This window comes from Pseudomonas sp. FW305-70, from assembly GCF_058783925.1.
Genome location: NZ_JBYSYZ010000027.1, coordinates 1 through 19,175, shown reverse-complemented (window position 1 = coordinate 19,175; position 19,175 = coordinate 1). Strand labels below are relative to the sequence as shown.

The window sequence follows — 19,175 nt, the reverse complement described above, 5'->3', positions numbered from 1 at the left end:
AGGGCTGGAGGCATCGTTGAATCTGTACTAGTCAAACGGCCGCCCGGAGCAGGCTCGCTCCCACAAGGTTGCTTTGCACTATTGCAAGCCCGGGCGGTCGTATTCTCCACAGGGTCGCCATTCTTGTGGAGATGCGATGAGCCAGGACGTCCTGAGCACGGAAACCAATCGCCGCCAGTTGCAGCAGATCATCGCCGGTCTGTCCGACGGGGTTATTCTGCTCGATCCCGACCAGAGCATCCTGTGGGCCAACGAGGCGGCGCTGGCCATGCACGGTGTTTCGCAAGTCAGCGACCTGGGTGCCACTGCCGCGGCGTATGCCAAACGCTTCGCCTTGCGCTATCGCAACAAGCACGGGTTGGCCGTCGACAGCTACCCGATCAGCCGGGTCGCGCGCGGCGAGACGTTCAGCGATGTGCTGGTGGAAGTGACGCCGGCGGCGGACCAGGCGCGTACCTGGGTCCATCGCGTGCGCAGCCTGGTATTGGCCGACAGCCGTGGCGACCCGGAATCTCTGGTGTTGATCATGGACGATGTCACCGATTGGGCCAGCGCCGAGCAGCGTTTTGAAAAAACCTTCACGGCCAATCCGGCACCGGCGGTGATTTGTCGGCTCAGTGATTTGCGCTACATCAAGGTCAACCCGGGGTTCCTCGAAATGACCGGTTACTCCCGTGACCAGGTGATCGGCACTTCGACCTATGAGCTGGACGTGCTGGACCAGGCCGAGCACAAAGAACTGGCCAGGCAGCGTCTATGCGAAGGGGCGACCATTCCCCAGATGCAGGCCGAGTTGCGCCTGGCCGACGGTGGTCGCAAGCAAGTCATCGTGGCCGGCCAGCCGCTGGAGCTCAACGACGAAGCCTGCATGCTGTTTTCCTTTGTCGACATGGAACTCCGGCACAAGGCTGAAATCGCCCTGCGCCAAAGCGAAGAACGTTTCGCCAAGGCCTTTCGCCTGTCGCCGGTGCCGATACTGGTATGCGGCGCGGCGGATCAGTTGGTGCTGGATGTCAACGAAGCCTTCCTTGATACCCTGGGTTATCCCGGTGAAGAGGTGCGTGGGATCGGCATTGCGCAGATCGACTTCTTCGAAGACCGGCACGCACGCCTCCAGCTGTTCGCCGCCCTGGAGAAAACCGGCAGACTGGACTGCATCGATGTACGTGTGCGTAGAAAAGACGCCGGGCTGATCGATTGCACGGTGTCAGCGGACACCGTGAACATTCAGGGCATGCCCTGTTATCTGTTGGTGTTGATGGACATCACCGAGCGTAAGCGCACCGAGCTGGAGCTGGTGGCGGCCATCGAGGAAGTGATGAAGGACGCCTCCTGGTTCAGCCGCACGCTGATCGAAAAGCTGGCCAACGTAAAAAGCGTGAATTCGCCGAAGTTGCCCAGCGCGGCCCTCACCGAGCTGACCGCCCGTGAGCGCGATGTGCTGGGCTTGATTTGCGAAGGCCTGGCCGACAAGGAAATCGCCGCGCGCCTGAAGCTGGCGCCGAACACGGTGCGAAACCATGCGGCTGCGGTGTATTCCAAGCTCGACATACACAGTCGCAGCGAGGCGATTGTCTGGGCGCGGGAGCGGGGGCTGTTCTCCAGCGAGTGGCGGCCCAAGGGGCAGCGTTAAAGTGCAATTGCACTAAGGCGCCGGGTGCAAATGCATGTGTCGACCTGCCGTGGTGGCTCTTAGGCTGGGGATGCAGCAGGCCACTTGAAGTCACTTGCGCGCCCTCTGCGTAAACCGCCAAAAGGAATAGCCCCATGAACCCGTTACACCCTGCATCAAGCCGCCAGGGTCCGTCGCAATGATTACGCTGGCGCAGTTGAGGATGCTGATCGAACACAGTTTTTCACCCTTGGCCTGTGAATGCAGTATCACCGGCGAACACTGGCTGACCGTCAAGCTCTATCACCCGGTGTCGGGTCAGGTGGACCTGGTGGTCAGTGGCCTGAACATGAGCACGCTACAAACAGCAGAGTCGGTCGCTTCGCTGATCGAAGAATTGCGCTATGAACTGCAGTGCAATTCCCTGCAACGCCCTGACCCGGTGATGTAAGAACTGCCAGCTTTTTGCTGGCATTGGCCACTGGCTGGGCCATAAGTGATTCGCAAATATTTATTTTTGTGACAGGTGTATGGATTTTGCGCGCCGGTTTTGTTGTCACAAAAATGTGTCGATCACTTATCGCGGGTCAACCTATGAAAACTCTTGGGAAACGCGTTATCTCACCCTTGTCGCTGGCATTGTGCGTAGCGATTCTCGGCGGCTGTTCCAGCCCGCCACCCCCTCCAGCGGTCACGCCACCCCCTCCTGTACGCACCTGCCAGGCCATGGATAAAACCGATGTACTGGGCGATGTGCGCGCTGAAAATGGCGAGGTGACCCGAGTCACCACCACGACTCGTTGCGTTACGCAGTAAACCCGGGCGCGATGTGCAGCAACCTCGACCTGCTCGGGGTGATGGTGATTGCTTTCATCATCGCCCTGGGTAGAGCGGGACCCGAGATCTGCTGATTGGCGTCACGGCTGCCAATGCTGTGGCCGACTCGATGCATTTCTGGCGAGGTACGGTACCGCCCCGGTCACCTTGAAAAACGTGAACGACTTGTAGGCCATCAGCGGTTTTTATCGCAGCTTGGTCTAGTAGCCCTGTCAGTTCTGGCAGTTTTCGGTATATCGATTTTTCCTGATAGTGAATGGACTGTTTTTTGTCCAACGCTAAAAAGGAAACGTCGTCATGACCGACGAATTAAAAGCTGCATCCGTTGCATCAAGCCTTTGGGACCAAGCCACGTTGTTGATCAATGGTAATAAAGTGGAATGGGGTACGGCACCTGTTTTGCTCCGTGGGCAGGAGAACGTAGTGACGGTGGAGGCACCACCCACGATCGCCAGGGCGCTGAATCTGGGGCTGCCTGAGGATGGCGGTTTGAGCATCGCTGCATCGCCGGATTTTGGCAATTGGGTGGCCCCCGTCGATGGCAAGTTCACTTGGAAGATTACGCCGGACACTGGCAAGAGCGGCCGTGTCACCCTGGTGTTTTTCAGCAGGGAAGTGCTGGAGTCGTGGGAGCACCGAAGCCTGGTGATTTCGAGCAACCTGGCGGATGAGGCAGACGTGAAGATCGGCGGCGTCGCCGTGCCTGCCGGGGGTAATTGGTTTTACCGGGGCAAGGTGCAAACGGTGACGTTGACTCCCAAATCAGGCAGCCCGCTGGCCGGCCTTCCGGTCACGTTGACCTGTGCAATCAAAAGTGGCCTGGATGTCACCAACGTGGTGAGTGCACCGGCTTTCGGCAGTGAGCAACCCACGTATAGTTGGAGAGTGACGGGGTATACCAAAAGCGGTACTTTCGAGCTGAAGCTGTCGGGAAAGGGCATGACTACGCCTATTACCCTGCCAATCAGTAAGTTGCTGTCGAACCATTTAGCTGACGAAGCTGTTGTCAACATTGGCGGCGTCGCTGTACCGGACGGAGGTAATTGGTTTATCCGTAATCAAGCCCAGATCGTCACACTGAGACCCAAGTCAGATAGTCCATTGGCAGGCTTACCGGTCACGTTGACCTGCACAATAAAAAGCAACCTTAATCCTGCCAACGTGGTGAGTGCACCAGGCTTTGGCTCTGAGCAAACTATGCATAGTTGGAGGGTGACGGGGAATACCAACAGCGGTACTTTTGAACTGAAGCTCTCAGGGCAGGGCATGATTACACCAATTACCTTGCCAATCAGCAAGTTGCTGTCCAACAACCTGGCGGATGAGGCTAATGTCAAGATTGATGGTGTAGCGGTGCCCGCGGAGGGCAATTGGTTTTTCCGGGATAAACCGAAAACTGTCACGTTGACTCCAAAACCCGGCAGTCTACTCGCTGGCCTTCCGGTCAGTTTGACCTTTGCAGTCAAAGGTGGGCTCAGTCCCGCCAATTTAGCCAGTTCGCCTGCATTTGGCAGTGAGCAAACTGGCTATCGGTGGGACGTAGTGGGGAACACCAAAAGCGGTGCTTTTGAATTGAAGTTGTTGGGTAAGGGCATGACTACGCCTATTACTCTTCCAATCAGCAAGTTGTTGTCGAATAATCTGGCTGACGAAGTAAATGTTTTGATGGACGGTAAGGAGATTTCCAATGTAGACATCCCGAACCTGAGGAGAGAATGGCATACATTTACATTGGTCCCGAAGTTGTATAGCCCGTTGGCCGGGTACCCGTTGAGGCTACAATGGATCAAAGGAGATGGAATTGAGTCGGGGGATCTGGAATTTCGGCCGCAAATAAACACAGAGTCTGTTGTCTATAGTTGGCAGGTTACTGGTTCTTTCACGAAGTCGGGGAGTTATGAACTCGGATTCAGTGGGGCAGGATTCAGTGAAATGCTGGTGTTGCCTGTTATTAGGCAGATAGTTCCAAAGTACTATGTGAATGGAAAGGAGCTTCTTGATCTTACCGATTTTATTTTACCTGATAGGCCGTATTCTTTAAGTGTGGAGGTTTCAGCTGGAGTGTCGAGCATATATGTCAAAAATAGCCCTAATGAGTTCATCTTTAATCCTCCTTTGAATCGGTCGTTTCCTGTAATTAATGGAAGGGTGGAGTGGACCTTTTCATCTCCAGCTGTCGGTTATGTTTTAGATACGCTAACTTTTGATTATTCATCTGTATATACGGCGCGGGAAGATGTTTTGCTTTTTGGTCGACCGTCTTAATTTGCTCGCTAAACAATTATTGCGCATAGTTAAAAAACGGCAGTGTCATGAGCCCACTGCATAACAGGGGCTCCCGCTCGCAAGGCAGCCAATCGGCTGCCTTTTTTTCATATTCTGGATCAGCAAGAAGCCAGCACGGGTTGCCTTTCCTGTTTCATTCGCTGACTCGCATCAGGACAGAAACCCCCCATCCACATTCAACGAAACTCCTGTCGTGTAACTCGAAGCATCACTCGCCAAATACAACACAGCGCCCGCCATCTCACTCGGGTCTGCCACCCGCTTCAGCGGAATTTGCTGCAGCGCGGTATTCAGAATCGCCTCATTCTTCACCAGCGCCGAAGCAAACTTGGTATCGGTCAACCCCGGCAGCAATGCATTGCAACGGATCCCGAACTGCGCGCACTCCTTGGCAAACACCTTGGTCATGTTGATCACCGCCGCCTTGGTCACCGAGTAGATGCCCTGGAAAATCCCCGGCGAAACGCCGTTGATCGAAGCAACGTTGATGATGCTGCCGCCGCCGTTTTCGCGCATCAGCTTGCCGGCTTCGACCGACATGAAGAAGTAGCCGCGGATGTTCACGTCGACGGTTTTCTGGAAGGCGCTGAGGTCGGTGTCCAGGACGTTGCAGAACTGCGGGTTGGTCGCGGCGTTGTTGACCAGGATGTCGAGGCGGCCGAACTGTTCCTTGATGCCGGCGAAGACCTGGCTGATCTGTTCCATTTCGCCGATGTGGCAGGCGATCGCGGTGGCCTTGCCGCCGGCGGCGATGATCGCGTCGGCGACGTGCTGGCAGCCTTCAAGCTTGCGGCTGGAGACGATCACGTGGGCGCCTTGCTGGGCCAGCAGTTTGGCGATGGCTTCACCGATGCCACGGCTGGCGCCGGAGACGAAAGCGATCTTGCCGTCGAGGTCGAACAACTGAGTCTTGGACATGGGATTCCCTTTTAGAAAGTCTTGTTATCGAGTCAAATGCCGGGGTGTCGCTGAGGCTGTTGGGTAGGGGCGGCTTGCTGCGTCTGGTCAGTGAACGGGTGTTATCGTTCACGATCTTCGCGAGCGAGCTCGCTCCTACAGGGGTTGTGTGTAATCGAACAGAATCAGGGTCACAGGCTGGATTTCTGGATCACCTGCAAGCTCATCTGCTCCAGCAGCTTGTTCATGTGAATGAACTGCGCGAAGCGTTTGTCCTGGGTCTGGCCGTGGTAGAAGCGGTAGTAGATCTGCTGCACGATGCCGGCCAGGCGGAACAGGCCGTAGGTGTAGTAGAAGTCGAAATTGTCGATCTGGATGCCCGAGCGTTGGGCGTAGTAATCGACGAACTCGCGGCGGGTCAACATGCCCGGCGCGTGGCTTGGCTGGCGGCGCATCATCTGCACCGGTGCCGGATCATCGGCTTCGATCCAGTAGGCCAGGGTGTTGCCCAGGTCCATCAGCGGATCGCCCAGGGTGGTCAGTTCCCAGTCGAGCACGCCGATGATCTGCATCGGGTTGTTCGGGTCGAGGATGACGTTGTCGAAGCGGTAGTCGTTATGCACGATGCTGGAGGTCGGGTGGTCGGCCGGCATCTTGTCGTTGAGCCAGGCTTTCACCGTTTGCCATTGTGGCGCATCGGGGGTCAGGGCCTTCTCGTAGCGATCGCTCCAGCCTTTGATCTGGCGCGCCACGTAGCCTTCGGGCTTGCCGAGGTCACCCAGGCCGTAGGCGTTGTAGTCGACCTGGTGCAGTTCGACGAATTTGTCGATGAAGCTCTTGCACAGGGCTTGGGTTTTCGCCGCGTCCAGCCCCAGCTCCGGCGGCAGGTCGGAGCGCAGGATGATGCCGTTGACCCGTTCCATCACGTAGAACTCGGCACCGATCACCGATTCGTCGGTGCAGTGCACGTAGGCTTTCGGGCAATACGGAAAACCGTCGCGCAGTTGATTGAGGATGCGGAATTCACGGCCCATGTCGTGAGCCGACTTGGCCTTGTGACCAAAGGGCGGTCGACGCAGGACGAATTCCTGCTCGGGGTATTCCAGCAAGTAAGTGAGGTTCGACGCGCCGCCCGGGAACTGGCTGATCTTCGGCAAACCGCTGAGCCCCGGTATATGGGCCTTGAGGTATGGATCGATCAGGCTGGCATCGAGCTCTTCGCCGGTGCGGATACGGGTGGACTGGTCAGTAAGCGCCATGCTTATCCCTTCTGCTTATTCTGGAGGCCTGAAACTATTGGCTAATCTAATGCGCACACCCCGCACCCACAACCGCGATCGGCTCTTATAGGTGAGCGTGTTGCCGTCCAATCATTGTTTTTGATACAGCTGTTTGAATTGCGCTCAATGAACGACCCGGCTCATGGCTGGCGGCAAGTCGATCGGCGTCAGCACCGGTTGGCTGGAGAAAAACGCCACGAGGTTCTTGCCCACCAGTTCGACGGTGCCCTGGGTGGCTTCCGGGGACAGTCCGGCGACATGGGGCGTGAGGATCACGTTGCTCAGGGTCTTGAGCGCATCCGGCACCTTCGGTTCGGCGTCGAACACATCCAGCGCGGCGCCGGCGATCCGGCGTTGCTCCAGGGCGGTGATCAGGTCGGCGGTGGCAATCACGCTGGCCCGGGCGATGTTGACGATAAAACCCTTGGGGCCCAAGGCGTCGAGGACCTGGCGATTGATCAGGTGTTTGGTGCCCAGCCCGCCCGGCGTGGCGACGATCAGGAAGTCCGAGGCGCGCGCCAGTTCGGTCGGGGTCGAGCAGAACGTGTAGGGCACATCGCGGCGACGTTGGCGATTGTGGTAGCAGATGCTCATGTCGAAGCCGGCACTGGCACGTTTGGCGATGGCCATGCCGACCGCGCCGAGGCCGAGGATGCCCAGGCGTTTGCCCGCGAGGGAAGGGCGCATGATCTTCGGCCACTCGCCGCGCCGAACGGCGGCGTCACAGCGGGGCACATCACGGACCAGCGATAGCAGCAGCGCCATGGCATGGTCGGCGACGGACGAGGCGTTGACCCCGGCACCATTGGTGACAGTGATGCCCCGGTCAGCGGCGGCCTGCAGGTCGACGTGTTCATAACCGGCGCCGATCACGCAGATGATCTTGAGTTTGGGTAGCGCGGCGATTTCATCGGCATGCAGCCCCAATGGTCCACGGGTCAGGACGGCGTCGATCTGCCCGGCGTGGCGGGCGATGGCTTCGGCACGCTCGGCGGGCGTCGGGGCCAGTATCAGGTGGAAGCCCTGATGTTCGAGGATAGGCAGGTAATCATTGATGGTTTCAACCAGTACCAGAACGGTTACAGGCATGCTTGGCTCCCTGTGGGCATCGGAAAAACGGCTCGAACGTCACTTGAGATTGCTGATTTCAGGATAGCTTGGCAACCGCCGGCGATGGTCGTTAACGATAACGCGTGTGAACCGGATAAACGCGGCGCACTTGAGTCCATCGCCAGCAGGCTGGCTCCTACAGTTTCAGCGTGGGCGCGGTCTTTTGTGGGAGCTGGCCTGGCAGCGATGGTCGTTAACGATGGCGCGGGTGAGCGGGATGAACGCGGCGCACTTGAGTCCATCGCCAGCAGGCTGGCTCCTACAGTTTCAGCGTGGGCACGGTCCTTTGTGGGAGCTGGCTTGTCGGGTCGCCGCATCGCAGCGATGGTCGTTAACGATAACGCGTGGGAACTGGATAAACGCGGCGCGTTTGAGTCCATCGCCAGCAGGCTGGCTCCTACAGGTTCCGGGAATGCGTGAAGGACCTTTTATTTCGATGCTGAGAGTGCTGCCCGGGCCGCCTCGAGAATTTCATCCGACAGTGGATCGCCGCGGGTCGCCCGGGACAACATCAGCGCGCCGAACATCAGCGAATACTGGACCAGCGCCTGTTGCCGTTTGTCGGCCTCGTCTTCGGTGTCGAGCAGTGAGCCCAGGGAATCGAGCAGGTTGTTCAGGCCCAGCAGATAGGTTTGACGCAAACCGCTCTCGGCGGCCTCGTGGCACATGTCCCCGGCAAAGGCCACTACCGGGCAGCTGTCACCCGGATTGTCCCGGCTTTCGCTGGACAGGTACGTTTCGACCACGGCGCGGCGGGTGGTGTCCTTGCTCTCCTGATCGGCCACCCGTGCTTGCCAGCGTTGCGCGGCTTGCTCGAAAGCCCGGCTACTGGCCTCTTTCGCCAGGGCTTCGCGGGATTCGAAGTGCCCGTAGAAGCCGCCGTGGGTCAGGCCCGCGGCGGCCATCACATCGACCACGCTGATCCCGTGTAAACCGCGTTCGCGGAACAGCCGCGTGGCGGCATCGACGATGGTCTCGCGGTTGAGGTCGGCTTGTTTGCGGGAAACGCGGGGCATGGGTCTTTCTCGATTTCAGGTTGAATATCAGAGGGCGTATTGGGCAATTCCGTTGCCGAACGACCAGTTCTCTTTTTTGACTTCCACCAGATTGATGAAAACGTCCTCCAGACGCACGCCCAGCTCTGTGTGAAGGCTTTCGGCTATGGTTTTGTAGAGGCGTTTTTTCTGCTCGACGGTTCGCCCCTCGCTCATGGTGATCTGGATCACCACCAACTGGTCCGTGCGGTCGATACCCAGATAACCGGGATCAAAGATGAAATGCTGCTCATCGTGTTCGGCGAGTATCTGGAAATTATCGTTCTCCGGCACGCCGATGGTGCTGTGCATGGCGGCGTAGATCAGTTGGCCGATGCGTTTGGCGTGGGTGGGGTCCTGATGTTTTTTGATGTCGACGCGAACCAGTGGCATGGGAAGACTCCAGGAGGAATGCAGGTTGTTTAAAAATACATGATGGTAGACCTTTATCAAGTGCGGATGATGAAATGCCGATGGAGATCTCGAAAACAAACAGAAACCTGTGGGAGCGGGCTTGCTCGCGAATGCGGTGTGTCAGACACATCAATGCTGAATGTGCCGCCGTCTTCGCGAGCAAGCCCGCTCCCACAAGGGGGACTTTCGTCAATCTGGTACCACCGTTCCTCACCTAAGTCTTTGCTTCTGTTCACTAATCCTCCAGAATCGCGCCCCTGTTTCGGCCAGGGCGCTGCCTGTCGGGTATTCCGACGCGTTCTGACCGGGTGGCAAGTGACCGGAATGTGGAGATCCCACCGGATGAATGATCAGGCCAATAGCGTCAACAAACGCTATGTAGCAGCAACACCCGCAACGCTTTCGAGCTGGAATCGCCAGGACACCACGTGGATGCTGGGCCTGTTTGGCACGGCGATTGGTGCGGGCACCCTGTTTTTGCCGATCAATGCGGGCCTCGGCGGTTTCTGGCCGCTGCTGATCCTGGCGTTGCTGGCCTTCCCGATGACGTTCTACGCGCACCGCGGGCTGACCCGTTTTGTGTTGTCCGGTCGCGAAGGCGCCGACATCACTGAAGTGGTGGAAGAACATTTCGGCATCAAGGCCGGTGCGCTGATCACCTTGCTGTACTTCTTCGCCATTTTCCCGATCCTGCTGATCTACAGCGTGGCCCTGACCAACACCGTGGGCAGCTTCCTCGAGCATCAACTGCACATCACGCCGCCGCCGCGCGCCGTGCTGTCGCTGGTGCTGATCCTCGGCCTGCTGGCGGTGGTGCGTTGCGGTGAGCAACTGATCGTCAAGGCCATGAGCCTGATGGTCTATCCGTTCATCGTCGCCTTGCTGTTCCTGGCGGTGTACCTGGTTCCGCACTGGAACGGCGGCATCCTGACCACCGCCAGCAGCGTGCCGGCACCGTCGGCGCTGTTGCACACCCTGTGGCTGGCGATTCCGGTGATGGTGTTCTCGTTCAACCATTCGCCGATCATCTCGGCCTTCGCCGTGGACCAGAAGCGTCGCTACGGCGATCACGCCGAGGAGCGCAGCTCGCAGATCCTGTCCCGGGCGCACCTGTTGATGGTGGTGATGGTGCTGTTCTTCGTCTTCAGTTGCGTGCTGACCCTGTCGCCAGCGCAACTGGCTGAAGCCAAGGCGCAGAACCTGTCGATCCTGTCGTACCTGGCCAACCACTTCAGCAACCCGACCATCGCCTTCGCGGCGCCGTTGATTGCCTTCGTGGCCATTTCCAAGTCGTTCCTGGGGCACTACATCGGCGCCAGCGAAGGTCTCAAGGGGCTGATCGTCAAGAGCGGCAAGCGTCCGTCCGCCAAGGCCCTGGACCGCATGACCGCCGCGTTCATGCTGGTGGTGTGCTGGATCGTCGCCACGCTGAACCCGAGCATCCTGGGCATGATCGAAACCCTCGGTGGCCCTGTGATCGCGGCGATCCTGTTCCTGATGCCGATGTACGCCATTCGCAAGGTGCCGGCGATGGCACGCTATCGCGGTCAGGCGTCCAACGTCTTCGTGACGGCGGTGGGCCTGGTGGCGATCACGGCGTTGATTTATTCGTTGAGCGCGTAAGATCAGGAGATCGTAGCCTTCGGCAGCTCCTGCAGGCTGCGATCCTTTGATTTTCAGCTACAGTGGCCGCTGCACGTGATACGTGCAGCGGCTTTTTTTCGCCTGGAGACATTCGATTGTCGAGCGCCCCCAACGCAAACCCCACCGAGCAACCCAACCGTTGGCAGGACCTGTTGGCCGGGTTGTCGATAGCCGGCCTGTTGTTGCCCGAAGCCGTCGCCTATTCAAGCATCGCCGCACTGGCGCCTCAGGCCGGTGTGATCGCCTTGTTTGCCGGGTTATTGTGCTATGGCCTGTTCGGTACCAGCCGTTTTGCCATTGTCTCGGCCACTTCATCCTCCGCCGCCGTGCTGGCCGCCGCGACCGCCACCCTGGCCAATGGCGACCCTGAGCTTCGCTCGACCCTGGCCATCGGCCTGGTGCTGGTGACCGGGGCGTTTTTCCTGCTGGCCGGGCTGTTCAAGCTCGGCAGCGTGACCTCGTTCATCGCCAAGCCGGTGCTGCGTGGTTTTGCCTTTGGCCTGGCGCTGACCATCATTCTCAAGCAGGTCGCCAGCGTGGTTGGCGTGCATCTGACCGAAGCCAACCTGGTGGGTTTTCTGCCGCAATTGCTGGAGCAACTGCCGCAATGGAACTGGGTCGCAGCCACGGTCGGCGCCGTGGCGTTGACCTTGTTATGGCTGTTCGCGCGGTTCCGGCACCTGCCGGGTGGTTTGCTGGTGGTGGTGATCGGCATCGCGGCGGGGCAGTGGCTGGACCTGCCGGCCTATGGCGTGAAGCTGATCGGCTTGATCGACCTGAGCCTGGAGGTGCCGAAGCTGCCGGTACTGCCGTTTGCCGACTGGTTGCGTCTGGGTGAGTTGGCGTTCGCCATGGTGATGATTTTGTATGCCGAGTCGTATGGCTCGATCAGTGCCTATGCGCTCAAGCACGGTGATCGCGTCACCTCGAACCGCGACCTGCTGGCGCTGGGTGCTTCCAACCTGCTGTCCGGTCTGTTCCACGGCATGCCGGCGGGCGCGGGGTATTCGGCGACCTCGGCCAATGAGGCTGCCGGCGCCACTTCACGCCTGTCCGGGATCGTGGCGGCGCTGGTGGTGCTGCTCATTGTCCTGACGGTGCTGCCGTATATCGCCCTGACTCCGGAACCGATTCTCGCCGCCATCGTTATCCATGCGTTGGGGCGTGGCTTGAGCCTGCAACCGCTGGGACGCTATTTCATCTGGCGCCGTGACCGCTTGCTGGTGATCTGCGCCGTGGGTGCGGTATTGCTACTGGGTGTGCTGGATGGCTTGCTGGTGGCGGTGGCGATCAGTGTGTTGCTGATGCTCAAGCAACTGTCGGCGGCGGATATCCAGATTCTCGGGCGCATCGATGGCGGTCACGACTTTGTCGACCTGCAACGCCATCCAGCGGCCCAGGTCGTGCCTGGTGTGTTGATTGTGCGGCCGGGTGAGGCGTTGTTTTTTGCCAATGTCGAGCGGATTCTCGGCGCTGCCTTGCACTTGATCCGGCATTCGCAAACGCCGATTCATACGGTGATTCTCAGTCTGGAGGAGTCGCCGGATCTGGATGGCACCAGCATTGAGGCGTTGCAGGCGTTTTTCGTGCATGTGCATGAGGAAGGCCCGTGCCTGATCCTGGCGCGCCTGAAGGACGACGCACAAGCGGCGTTGGCGGTGTTGTCGCAGGTGAAGGCTAACGGGGTGGTGCTGAGCGGGCTAAGTGTTGATGGCGCAGTGCAACAAGCCCTGAAGCCGAACGCATAACCCTGTGGGAGCGGGCTTGCTCGCGAAGGCGTCATGACATTCAGCATTGATGTTGACTGACCCACCGCCTTCGCGAGCAAGCCCGCTCCCACAGGATTTTGTGTGATTTGCAGACCGCCGCGTGGTCGCAAAACAGAGCACGTACATTCAATTTTTCCTCCTCCCGTCCCGGCACTATCGAATCCTGTCCCGGCGCATCGACGCCGGTGGTTTTTCATTGGTGCAGGTGGGCCATGGACACTTCGCGACGTGATGATCGGGCGCAAGACTGGGGGCTGCTGTTCCTGCGGGTCAGCGGCGGGTTACTGGTGCGTCTGGCGTGTTTGCCTATTCTGTTTTTGCTGTGGGTGTCGATGTTGCTCGTGCATCCGCAGTGGACCCTCTTCGAAGGCCAGTTCGGCTGGCTGTTGTTGATCGTGTTCACCAGCATTCTCATCGCCGGGCCGGGACGGCTGGCGCTCAATGTCCGTCTTGCCGGAGCCTTGCGTTATGTCTGATCTCAATCGCCGTGAGCCGGCAAGTCCCGGGCCTGATGAGGTGGTGACGCTGATCGTCAAGCACCGGGTCAAGGCTGGTTTCGAAGCGCCTTATGAAGCCTGGCTGCGCAACATCGTCAAGGTGGCCGCGCAGAATGTCGGGCACCTGGGCGTGGATGTGGTGCGCGGTAAAAACGCCGGCCTCGACACCTACACCTGCGTGCTGCGCTTTTGCTCGACCGAGGCGATGCAGAACTGGCTCGATTCGCCGCAGCGCCAGGCGTTGGTCGACGAAGCTGCTCCGATGCTGGCTGATGGCGACCAGACCGAAGTCAATCCGGTCAACGAGTTCTGGTTTTCGCCCCAGGCCGAAGCCGGTACGCCACCGCCGCGCTGGAAGCAGGCCGTGGTGACGTTGCTGGTGATCCTGCCGCACACCTTGCTGGTGCCACTGCTATGGGGGCCGCTGCTACGGCTCAACGCCTTGCTCTCCAACTACGTGGTGGCCACGTTCCTGATCACCCTGACCATCGTGCTCTCGGTGGTTTACATCTTCATGCCCATGGCGACGCGTCTGTTCGCGCCCTGGCTGTCTCCTGCCACATTGCACGAGGAACCCTGATGAACGCCGATCTGATTCTGTTCAATGGTCAATTTCATACCGTTGACCGCGAAAAACCGCTCGCCAGCGCGGTGGCGATCAGCGACGGTCGCTTTGTCGCGGTGGGCAGTGATGCCCAGGCCATGGCCCTGCGTGGCTCGAACACCCAGGTGATCGACCTCAAGGGCCGCTGTGTGATTCCCGGGCTCAACGACTCGCACTTGCACCTGATCCGTGGTGGCTTGAACTACAACCTGGAACTGCGCTGGGAAGGTGTGCCGTCCTTGGCCGATGCCTTGCGCATGCTCAAGGATCAGGCCGACCGCACACCGACGCCGCAGTGGGTGCGGGTGGTCGGTGGCTGGAACGAATTCCAGTTCGCCGAGAAGCGCATGCCGACCCTGGCCGAGCTCAACCAGGCGGCACCGGACACCCCGGTATTCGTGTTGCACCTGTACGACCGCGCCTTGCTCAACCGCGCAGCGTTGCGTGTCGCCGGTTATACCCGCGACACGCCGAACCCGCCGGGTGGCGAGATCGTGCGCGACGCCAATGGCGAGCCGACCGGCATGTTGGTGGCGCGGCCCAATGCGATGATCCTGTACTCGACCCTGGCCAAGGGGCCGAAGCTGCCGCTGGAGTATCAGGTCAACTCGACCCGTCAGTTCATGCGCGAACTCAATCGCCTGGGCCTGACCAGCGCGATCGATGCCGGCGGTGGTTTCCAGAATTATCCGGACGATTACCAGGTGATCGAGCAGTTGGCGAAGGATGAGCAACTGACCGTGCGCATCGCCTACAACCTGTTCACCCAGAAACCCAAGGAAGAGCTGACCGACTTCAAGAACTGGACCGGCAGCGTGAAGCTGCACCAGGGCGACGATTACCTTCGGCACAACGGCGCCGGGGAAATGCTGGTGTTCTCGGCGGCGGACTTCGAAGACTTCCTCGAGCCGCGCCCGGACCTGCCGCAAACCATGGAAGCCGAACTGGAGCCGGTGGTGCGCCATCTGGTCGAGCAACGCTGGCCGTTCCGTTTACACGCGACCTACAACGAATCCATCAGCCGCATGCTCGACGTGTTCGAGAAGGTCAACCGCGACATTCCGTTCAACGGCTTGCCGTGGTTTTTCGACCACGCCGAAACCATCACCCCGCAGAACATCGAGCGGGTGAGGGCGCTGGGTGGCGGCATTGCGATTCAGGATCGCATGGCCTTTCAGGGCGAATATTTCGTCGAGCGGTACGGCGCGAAAGCGGCCGAAGCGACGCCTCCGATCAAGCGCATGCTGGCCGAGGGTGTACCGGTCGGTGCCGGCACCGACGCCACGCGGGTATCGAGTTACAACCCGTGGACTTCGTTGTACTGGATGGTCAGCGGCCGCACCGTCGGCGGCATGGAACTGCACGCCGAAGGTCTTTCACGCCTGACGGCGCTGGAACTGTTCACCCACGGCAGCGCCTGGTTCTCGTCGGAGCAGGGCAAAAAGGGCCAGATCAAGGTCGGGCAATTGGCCGACGTCGCGGCCCTCAGCGCGGACTTCTTCAGCGTCGATGAAGAGGCGATCAAGTGGATCGAGTCGGTGCTGACCGTGGTCGGCGGCAAGGTGGTGTACGGCGCCGGTGACTTCGAGAAGCTCGGGCCGGCCAGCGTGCCGGTGCTGCCGGACTGGTCACCGGTGGTGAAGGTGCCGGGCCACTGGCGCCCGACGTCGCCGATGCAGGCCCAGGTTCACCACTGCAGCGGGCCCTGTGCGGTGCATTCCCACAGCCATGAACGGGCACGCCTGTCGAACGCGCCGGTCAGCGATTTCGCCGGTTTCTGGGGCGCCTTTGGCTGCTCGTGTTTTGCCTTCTGACGCATTCAAGAAAGCGCCGACCCAACAGGGCGGCGCGGCATGCAACAACCATCCATCAAGGAGCTTCCAATGAGCAACGTTCCATACAAACGCCTGAACAAAGACGATGCCGTGGTATTGCTGGTCGACCACCAGACCGGTCTGATCTCGCTGGTGCAGGATTTCTCGCCCAACGAGTTCAAGAACAACGTGCTGGCGCTGGGCGACATCGCCAAGTTCTTCAAACTGCCGACCATCCTCACCACCAGTTTCGACAGCGGTCCGAACGGCCCGATCGTGCCTGAACTCAAGGCGCAGTTCCCGGACGCGCCGTTCATTGCCCGCCCGGGCCAGATCAACGCCTGGGATAACGAAGACTTCGTCAAGGCGATCAAGGCCACCGGTCGCAAGCAACTGATCATCGCCGGTGTGGTGACCGACGTGTGCGTGGCGTTCCCGACCCTGTCGGCCATTGCCGAAGGCTATGAGGTGTTTGTGGTGACCGACGCTTCCGGCACCTTCAACACCACCGTGCAACAAGCGGCCTGGGCACGCATGTCGGCCGCCGGTGCGCACCTGCTGAACTGGTTCTCCGTGGCCTGCGAGCTGCAAGGCGACTGGCGCAACGACATGGAAGGCCTGGCCAACCTGCTGTCCGAGCGCCTGCCGAACTATCGCAACCTGATCAACAGCTACATGAAGTTCACGGCCAAGTAAGACGTACACCTGTGGGAGCGAGCTTGCTCGCGATGGCGGCGTATCAGTCGACACATGTGTTGACTGACAGATAGCTATCGCGAGCAAGCTCGCTCCCACAGTGTTTTGTGTCAGCCGTGGATCAGCGACTCTGCAACCACCCCAAAAACCCACCTTTCCTGACCACCACCGGTTTGGCCATCAACGCCATCCGGCTGTTCTGCTGGCGCACCGCTTGCAGCTTGTTCAACGCCCGGTCGACCTCCCGTCGTTGCGCCATGCAGTCGCGGGTCAGGGATTTGTCGAGGCGGTAGATGATGCTTGAGGTCATGGCGGTGAACCGTGCCTGGGACGGCGTATCGGCGAGGATGCTTTGTTCGCCCATGACTTCACTGGGCCCCATGCGCCCGGCTTCGATCTGCGTGCTGCCGTCGGGGACCGTTGCGCTGACCACGCCGGTGGCGATCACGTACAGGCTGTCCGGTACCTCATCCAGATCCAGCACCACATCACCGGCCGCGTATTGCTGCGCCACCATGTTCTGGGCCAGGCGATCCCGTTCATCGGCGCTCAGGGAACGGAAGATTTTCACTTCATCGAGCAAGGCCCGTGCGCGGGTCGACGGCTCGATCACGCCATCGGGTTGCCGGGAAATGCCTGCCGCTTCGAGGTGCCGATGAGCCAGGTCGAACAGTTGATTGCGCACTTCACCCTTTTTGCCCAATTCGGCGATGAAGCCGCTGGCCACGTATTCGGACATGGTTTCGCCGGCTTCCTTGAGCACGGCTTTGGGCGCCGGATCGAGCAGCAGACTGCTGCTGCCCTGAAGGGTGCGGTCCAGGGCATCGAGTACCCGACGCGGGCGAATGTGGTTGGGCACCTGAATGCTGATCGACACGCCGTGCATGTTGAACGGGCGGCTGAGGTTGACGATCTTCGCCTTGGCCGCCACCGAGTTCGGCACCACAGCGGTGCTGCCGGCGCTGGTCAGCAGGTGAGTGGCACGCCAGTCGATGTCCAGCACCTTGCCCTCGATGCCGTCGATGGAAACCCGGTCATCGACCTGGTAGGGCTTGGTAGTGTTGAGCACGATGCCAGAGAACACGTCGCTCAAGGTGCTCTGCAATGCCAGACCCACCACGATGGCGACGACGCCGGAGGTCGCCAGCAAACCTTTCACTGGCAGCTCCAGCACGTAGCCGGCGGCGGCCACCACCGCAATCAGGAACACCAGTGCGCCGATGACATCCTGCAACAGCCGGCCGCTGTGGCCGATGCGCCGCATCAGGGCCAGGCCGATCACTTCGGTGAGCACCCGTGCCGCGTACAGCCACCAGAGAATCCCCAGTGCCGTGGCCCCCAGTTGTGCCACGCGATCATCGGCAAACAACGGCGCCTGCAACGGGCTGACGCCGGCGTTGATGAGCACCGCGCTGAACAGCAGAAACAGCGCCAGGCGCACACCGACCCGGCTGACGCGATGCTTGAATGGCGCGACGTGCCAGAGCAGGGCGTCGATGGCCAGCAGCAGGGTGCTCAGGGAGAGCAGGTGACTGAGGAGAAAGGACATGGGAATGCTCCAGTAGAAATGAGGTCGCGCAGGTGGAGGATGCTGTTGTGGCGAGGGAGCTTTCTCCCGCTTGAGTGCGGAGCAGATTAATAGTGTGCCAGGAAGGGAAAAAGCGGCTATAAAATGTTTAACTGTCAACCAGGAGGTGACAATGAACCCCTTCGAAGATATGCGTATTTTTTGCCAGGTGATGGACTCTGGAAGCTTCACGGCTGCCGCCGATCAACTGGGGCTGTCCAAGCAGTTTGTCAGCCGTCGCTTGATGCAACTCGAAGAGCGCCTGGGCGTGCGCCTGCTCAATCGCTCGACCCGGCGACTGGATGTCACGCCGCTGGGGCAAAGTTATTACGAGTCAGCCTTGCGCCTGCTCAGTGAAGTCGAACAAGTGGAGCAGGGCATCGCCGGCCAGACCACCGAGCCACGCGGGACCATTCGTGTGAGCGCTCCGCTGTCGTTCGCACTGGCGCATCTGGGCTGCCTGTTGCCGGTGTTTTTGCAGCGCTATCGCGATGTGACGGTGGAGATGGATCTGAGCGATCGGCCTGTGGATTTGCTGGGTGAGGGATACGACCTGGCGTTGCGCATCGGCACGCTCGAGGACTCGACCTTGATTGCCCGGCGGATCGCGTCGATCCAGCGGGTGTACTGCGCAAGTCCGGCGTACCTGGCCGAGCGCGGCACGCCGCTCAAACCTGAGGATTTGCATGGTCATGACTGTCTGCCGTACGGCCATGGTCGACAGGTGCAATGGCGTTTTGCGGGGCAGGGCAAGCCGCTGACGGTCAACGTCACCGGGCGGATGCGGGTCAATAACGGCGAGGTGCTCAGGGATGCGGCTATCGCCGGCCTGGGGATCACGTATTTGCCGGCGTTCATCGTCGGCTCGGCGTTGAAGGATGGACGGCTGGTCGAGGTACTGGAGGATTTGCGGCCGGAGCCGCTGACATTGTCGGCGGTGTATCCGCAGCATCGTCAGGGTTCGCGGCCGGTGCAGGTGCTGGTTGAGTTCTTGCGCGAGGCGCTGGATCAGTCTGAGGGTGGGTTGTAAGGATAGGGTTCACACAATCTACTGTGGGAGCGGGCTTGCTCGCGAAGGCGGTGGGTCATGGGACATTGATGTCGACTGACACAC

At 59.9% G+C, this 19,175-nt stretch carries 16 protein-coding genes; 10 read left to right on the top strand and 6 right to left on the bottom strand.

Going from position 1 to position 19,175, the window contains the following annotated elements; all coding sequences use genetic code 11:
* Nucleotides 1-136: 136 nt before the first annotated feature.
* From AC3WN7_RS19230 to AC3WN7_RS19220, 3 genes are all read left to right on the top strand, one after another.
* Nucleotides 137-1,633, top strand: a complete 1,497-nt coding sequence (locus AC3WN7_RS19230; RefSeq protein WP_102674543.1) for a helix-turn-helix transcriptional regulator — start codon at nt 137-139, stop codon at nt 1,631-1,633.
* A gap of 178 nt (nt 1,634-1,811) precedes the next feature.
* The gene (locus AC3WN7_RS19225; protein WP_095967659.1) at nt 1,812-2,063 is read left to right on the top strand and encodes a DUF1652 domain-containing protein; all 252 of its coding nucleotides are present in this window, start codon (nt 1,812-1,814) and stop codon (nt 2,061-2,063) included.
* Nucleotides 2,064-2,746: 683 nt separating this feature from the next.
* Nucleotides 2,747-4,714, top strand: coding sequence for a hypothetical protein (locus tag AC3WN7_RS19220; RefSeq protein ID WP_102674542.1), 1,968 nt, complete (start codon nt 2,747-2,749; stop codon nt 4,712-4,714).
* A gap of 171 nt (nt 4,715-4,885) precedes the next feature.
* On the opposite strand, the gene AC3WN7_RS19215 is transcribed toward AC3WN7_RS19220, so the two are convergent.
* From AC3WN7_RS19215 to AC3WN7_RS19195, 5 genes are all read right to left on the bottom strand, one after another.
* Entirely contained in the window at nt 4,886-5,653 is a 768-nt protein-coding gene (locus tag AC3WN7_RS19215) for an SDR family oxidoreductase (protein WP_007976320.1), read from the bottom strand.
* Nucleotides 5,654-5,823: 170 nt separating this feature from the next.
* Nucleotides 5,824-6,891: a phosphotransferase family protein gene (locus AC3WN7_RS19210; protein WP_095966957.1), complete on the bottom strand. Its 1,068-nt coding sequence runs from the start codon at nt 6,889-6,891 to the stop codon at nt 5,824-5,826.
* A gap of 144 nt (nt 6,892-7,035) precedes the next feature.
* Nucleotides 7,036-8,001, bottom strand: a complete 966-nt coding sequence (locus tag AC3WN7_RS19205; RefSeq protein WP_102674541.1) for a 2-hydroxyacid dehydrogenase — start codon at nt 7,999-8,001, stop codon at nt 7,036-7,038.
* A gap of 449 nt (nt 8,002-8,450) precedes the next feature.
* Nucleotides 8,451-9,038: a TetR/AcrR family transcriptional regulator gene (locus AC3WN7_RS19200; protein ID WP_102674539.1), complete on the bottom strand. Its 588-nt coding sequence runs from the start codon at nt 9,036-9,038 to the stop codon at nt 8,451-8,453.
* Nucleotides 9,039-9,065: 27 nt separating this feature from the next.
* Nucleotides 9,066-9,449 carry a tautomerase family protein gene (locus AC3WN7_RS19195; RefSeq protein ID WP_015095408.1) on the bottom strand — a complete coding sequence of 128 codons (384 nt, stop codon included), beginning with the start codon at nt 9,447-9,449 and terminating at the stop codon, nt 9,066-9,068.
* Nucleotides 9,450-9,812: 363 nt separating this feature from the next.
* Here AC3WN7_RS19195 and AC3WN7_RS19190 point away from each other — a divergent pair, with 363 nt between their 5' ends.
* From AC3WN7_RS19190 to ycaC, 6 genes are all read left to right on the top strand, one after another.
* A complete protein-coding gene (locus AC3WN7_RS19190; RefSeq protein ID WP_102674538.1) occupies nt 9,813-11,093 on the top strand; it encodes a serine/threonine transporter in 1,281 nt (426 codons plus the stop codon).
* A 116-nt stretch (nt 11,094-11,209) separates the two neighbouring features.
* On the top strand, nt 11,210-12,862 hold the full coding sequence (locus AC3WN7_RS19185) for a SulP family inorganic anion transporter (protein WP_102674537.1): 1,653 nt from the start codon (nt 11,210-11,212) through the stop codon (nt 12,860-12,862).
* A 233-nt stretch (nt 12,863-13,095) separates the two neighbouring features.
* A complete protein-coding gene (locus AC3WN7_RS19180) occupies nt 13,096-13,359 on the top strand; it encodes a hypothetical protein (protein WP_102674536.1) in 264 nt (87 codons plus the stop codon).
* A complete protein-coding gene (locus tag AC3WN7_RS19175; protein ID WP_102674535.1) occupies nt 13,352-13,960 on the top strand; it encodes an antibiotic biosynthesis monooxygenase in 609 nt (202 codons plus the stop codon). The genes AC3WN7_RS19180 and AC3WN7_RS19175 overlap by 8 nt, the downstream gene beginning before the upstream one ends.
* Nucleotides 13,960-15,798, top strand: coding sequence for an amidohydrolase (locus AC3WN7_RS19170; protein WP_102674534.1), 1,839 nt, complete (start codon nt 13,960-13,962; stop codon nt 15,796-15,798). Before AC3WN7_RS19175 ends, AC3WN7_RS19170 begins: the two co-directional genes overlap by 1 nt.
* A gap of 69 nt (nt 15,799-15,867) precedes the next feature.
* The gene (gene ycaC / locus AC3WN7_RS19165; RefSeq protein WP_102674533.1) at nt 15,868-16,494 is read left to right on the top strand and encodes an isochorismate family cysteine hydrolase YcaC; all 627 of its coding nucleotides are present in this window, start codon (nt 15,868-15,870) and stop codon (nt 16,492-16,494) included.
* 121 nt (nt 16,495-16,615) lie between these two features.
* Here ycaC and AC3WN7_RS19160 read toward each other — a convergent pair whose 3' ends face one another.
* A complete protein-coding gene (locus AC3WN7_RS19160) occupies nt 16,616-18,043 on the bottom strand; it encodes a mechanosensitive ion channel family protein (protein ID WP_102674532.1) in 1,428 nt (475 codons plus the stop codon).
* 151 nt (nt 18,044-18,194) lie between these two features.
* Between AC3WN7_RS19160 and AC3WN7_RS19155 the strand changes: the two genes are divergently transcribed.
* Complete coding sequence (locus AC3WN7_RS19155) at nt 18,195-19,091, top strand: LysR family transcriptional regulator (RefSeq protein WP_102674531.1); 897 nt, start codon at nt 18,195-18,197, stop codon at nt 19,089-19,091.
* The last annotated feature ends 84 nt before the right edge of the window (nt 19,092-19,175 follow it).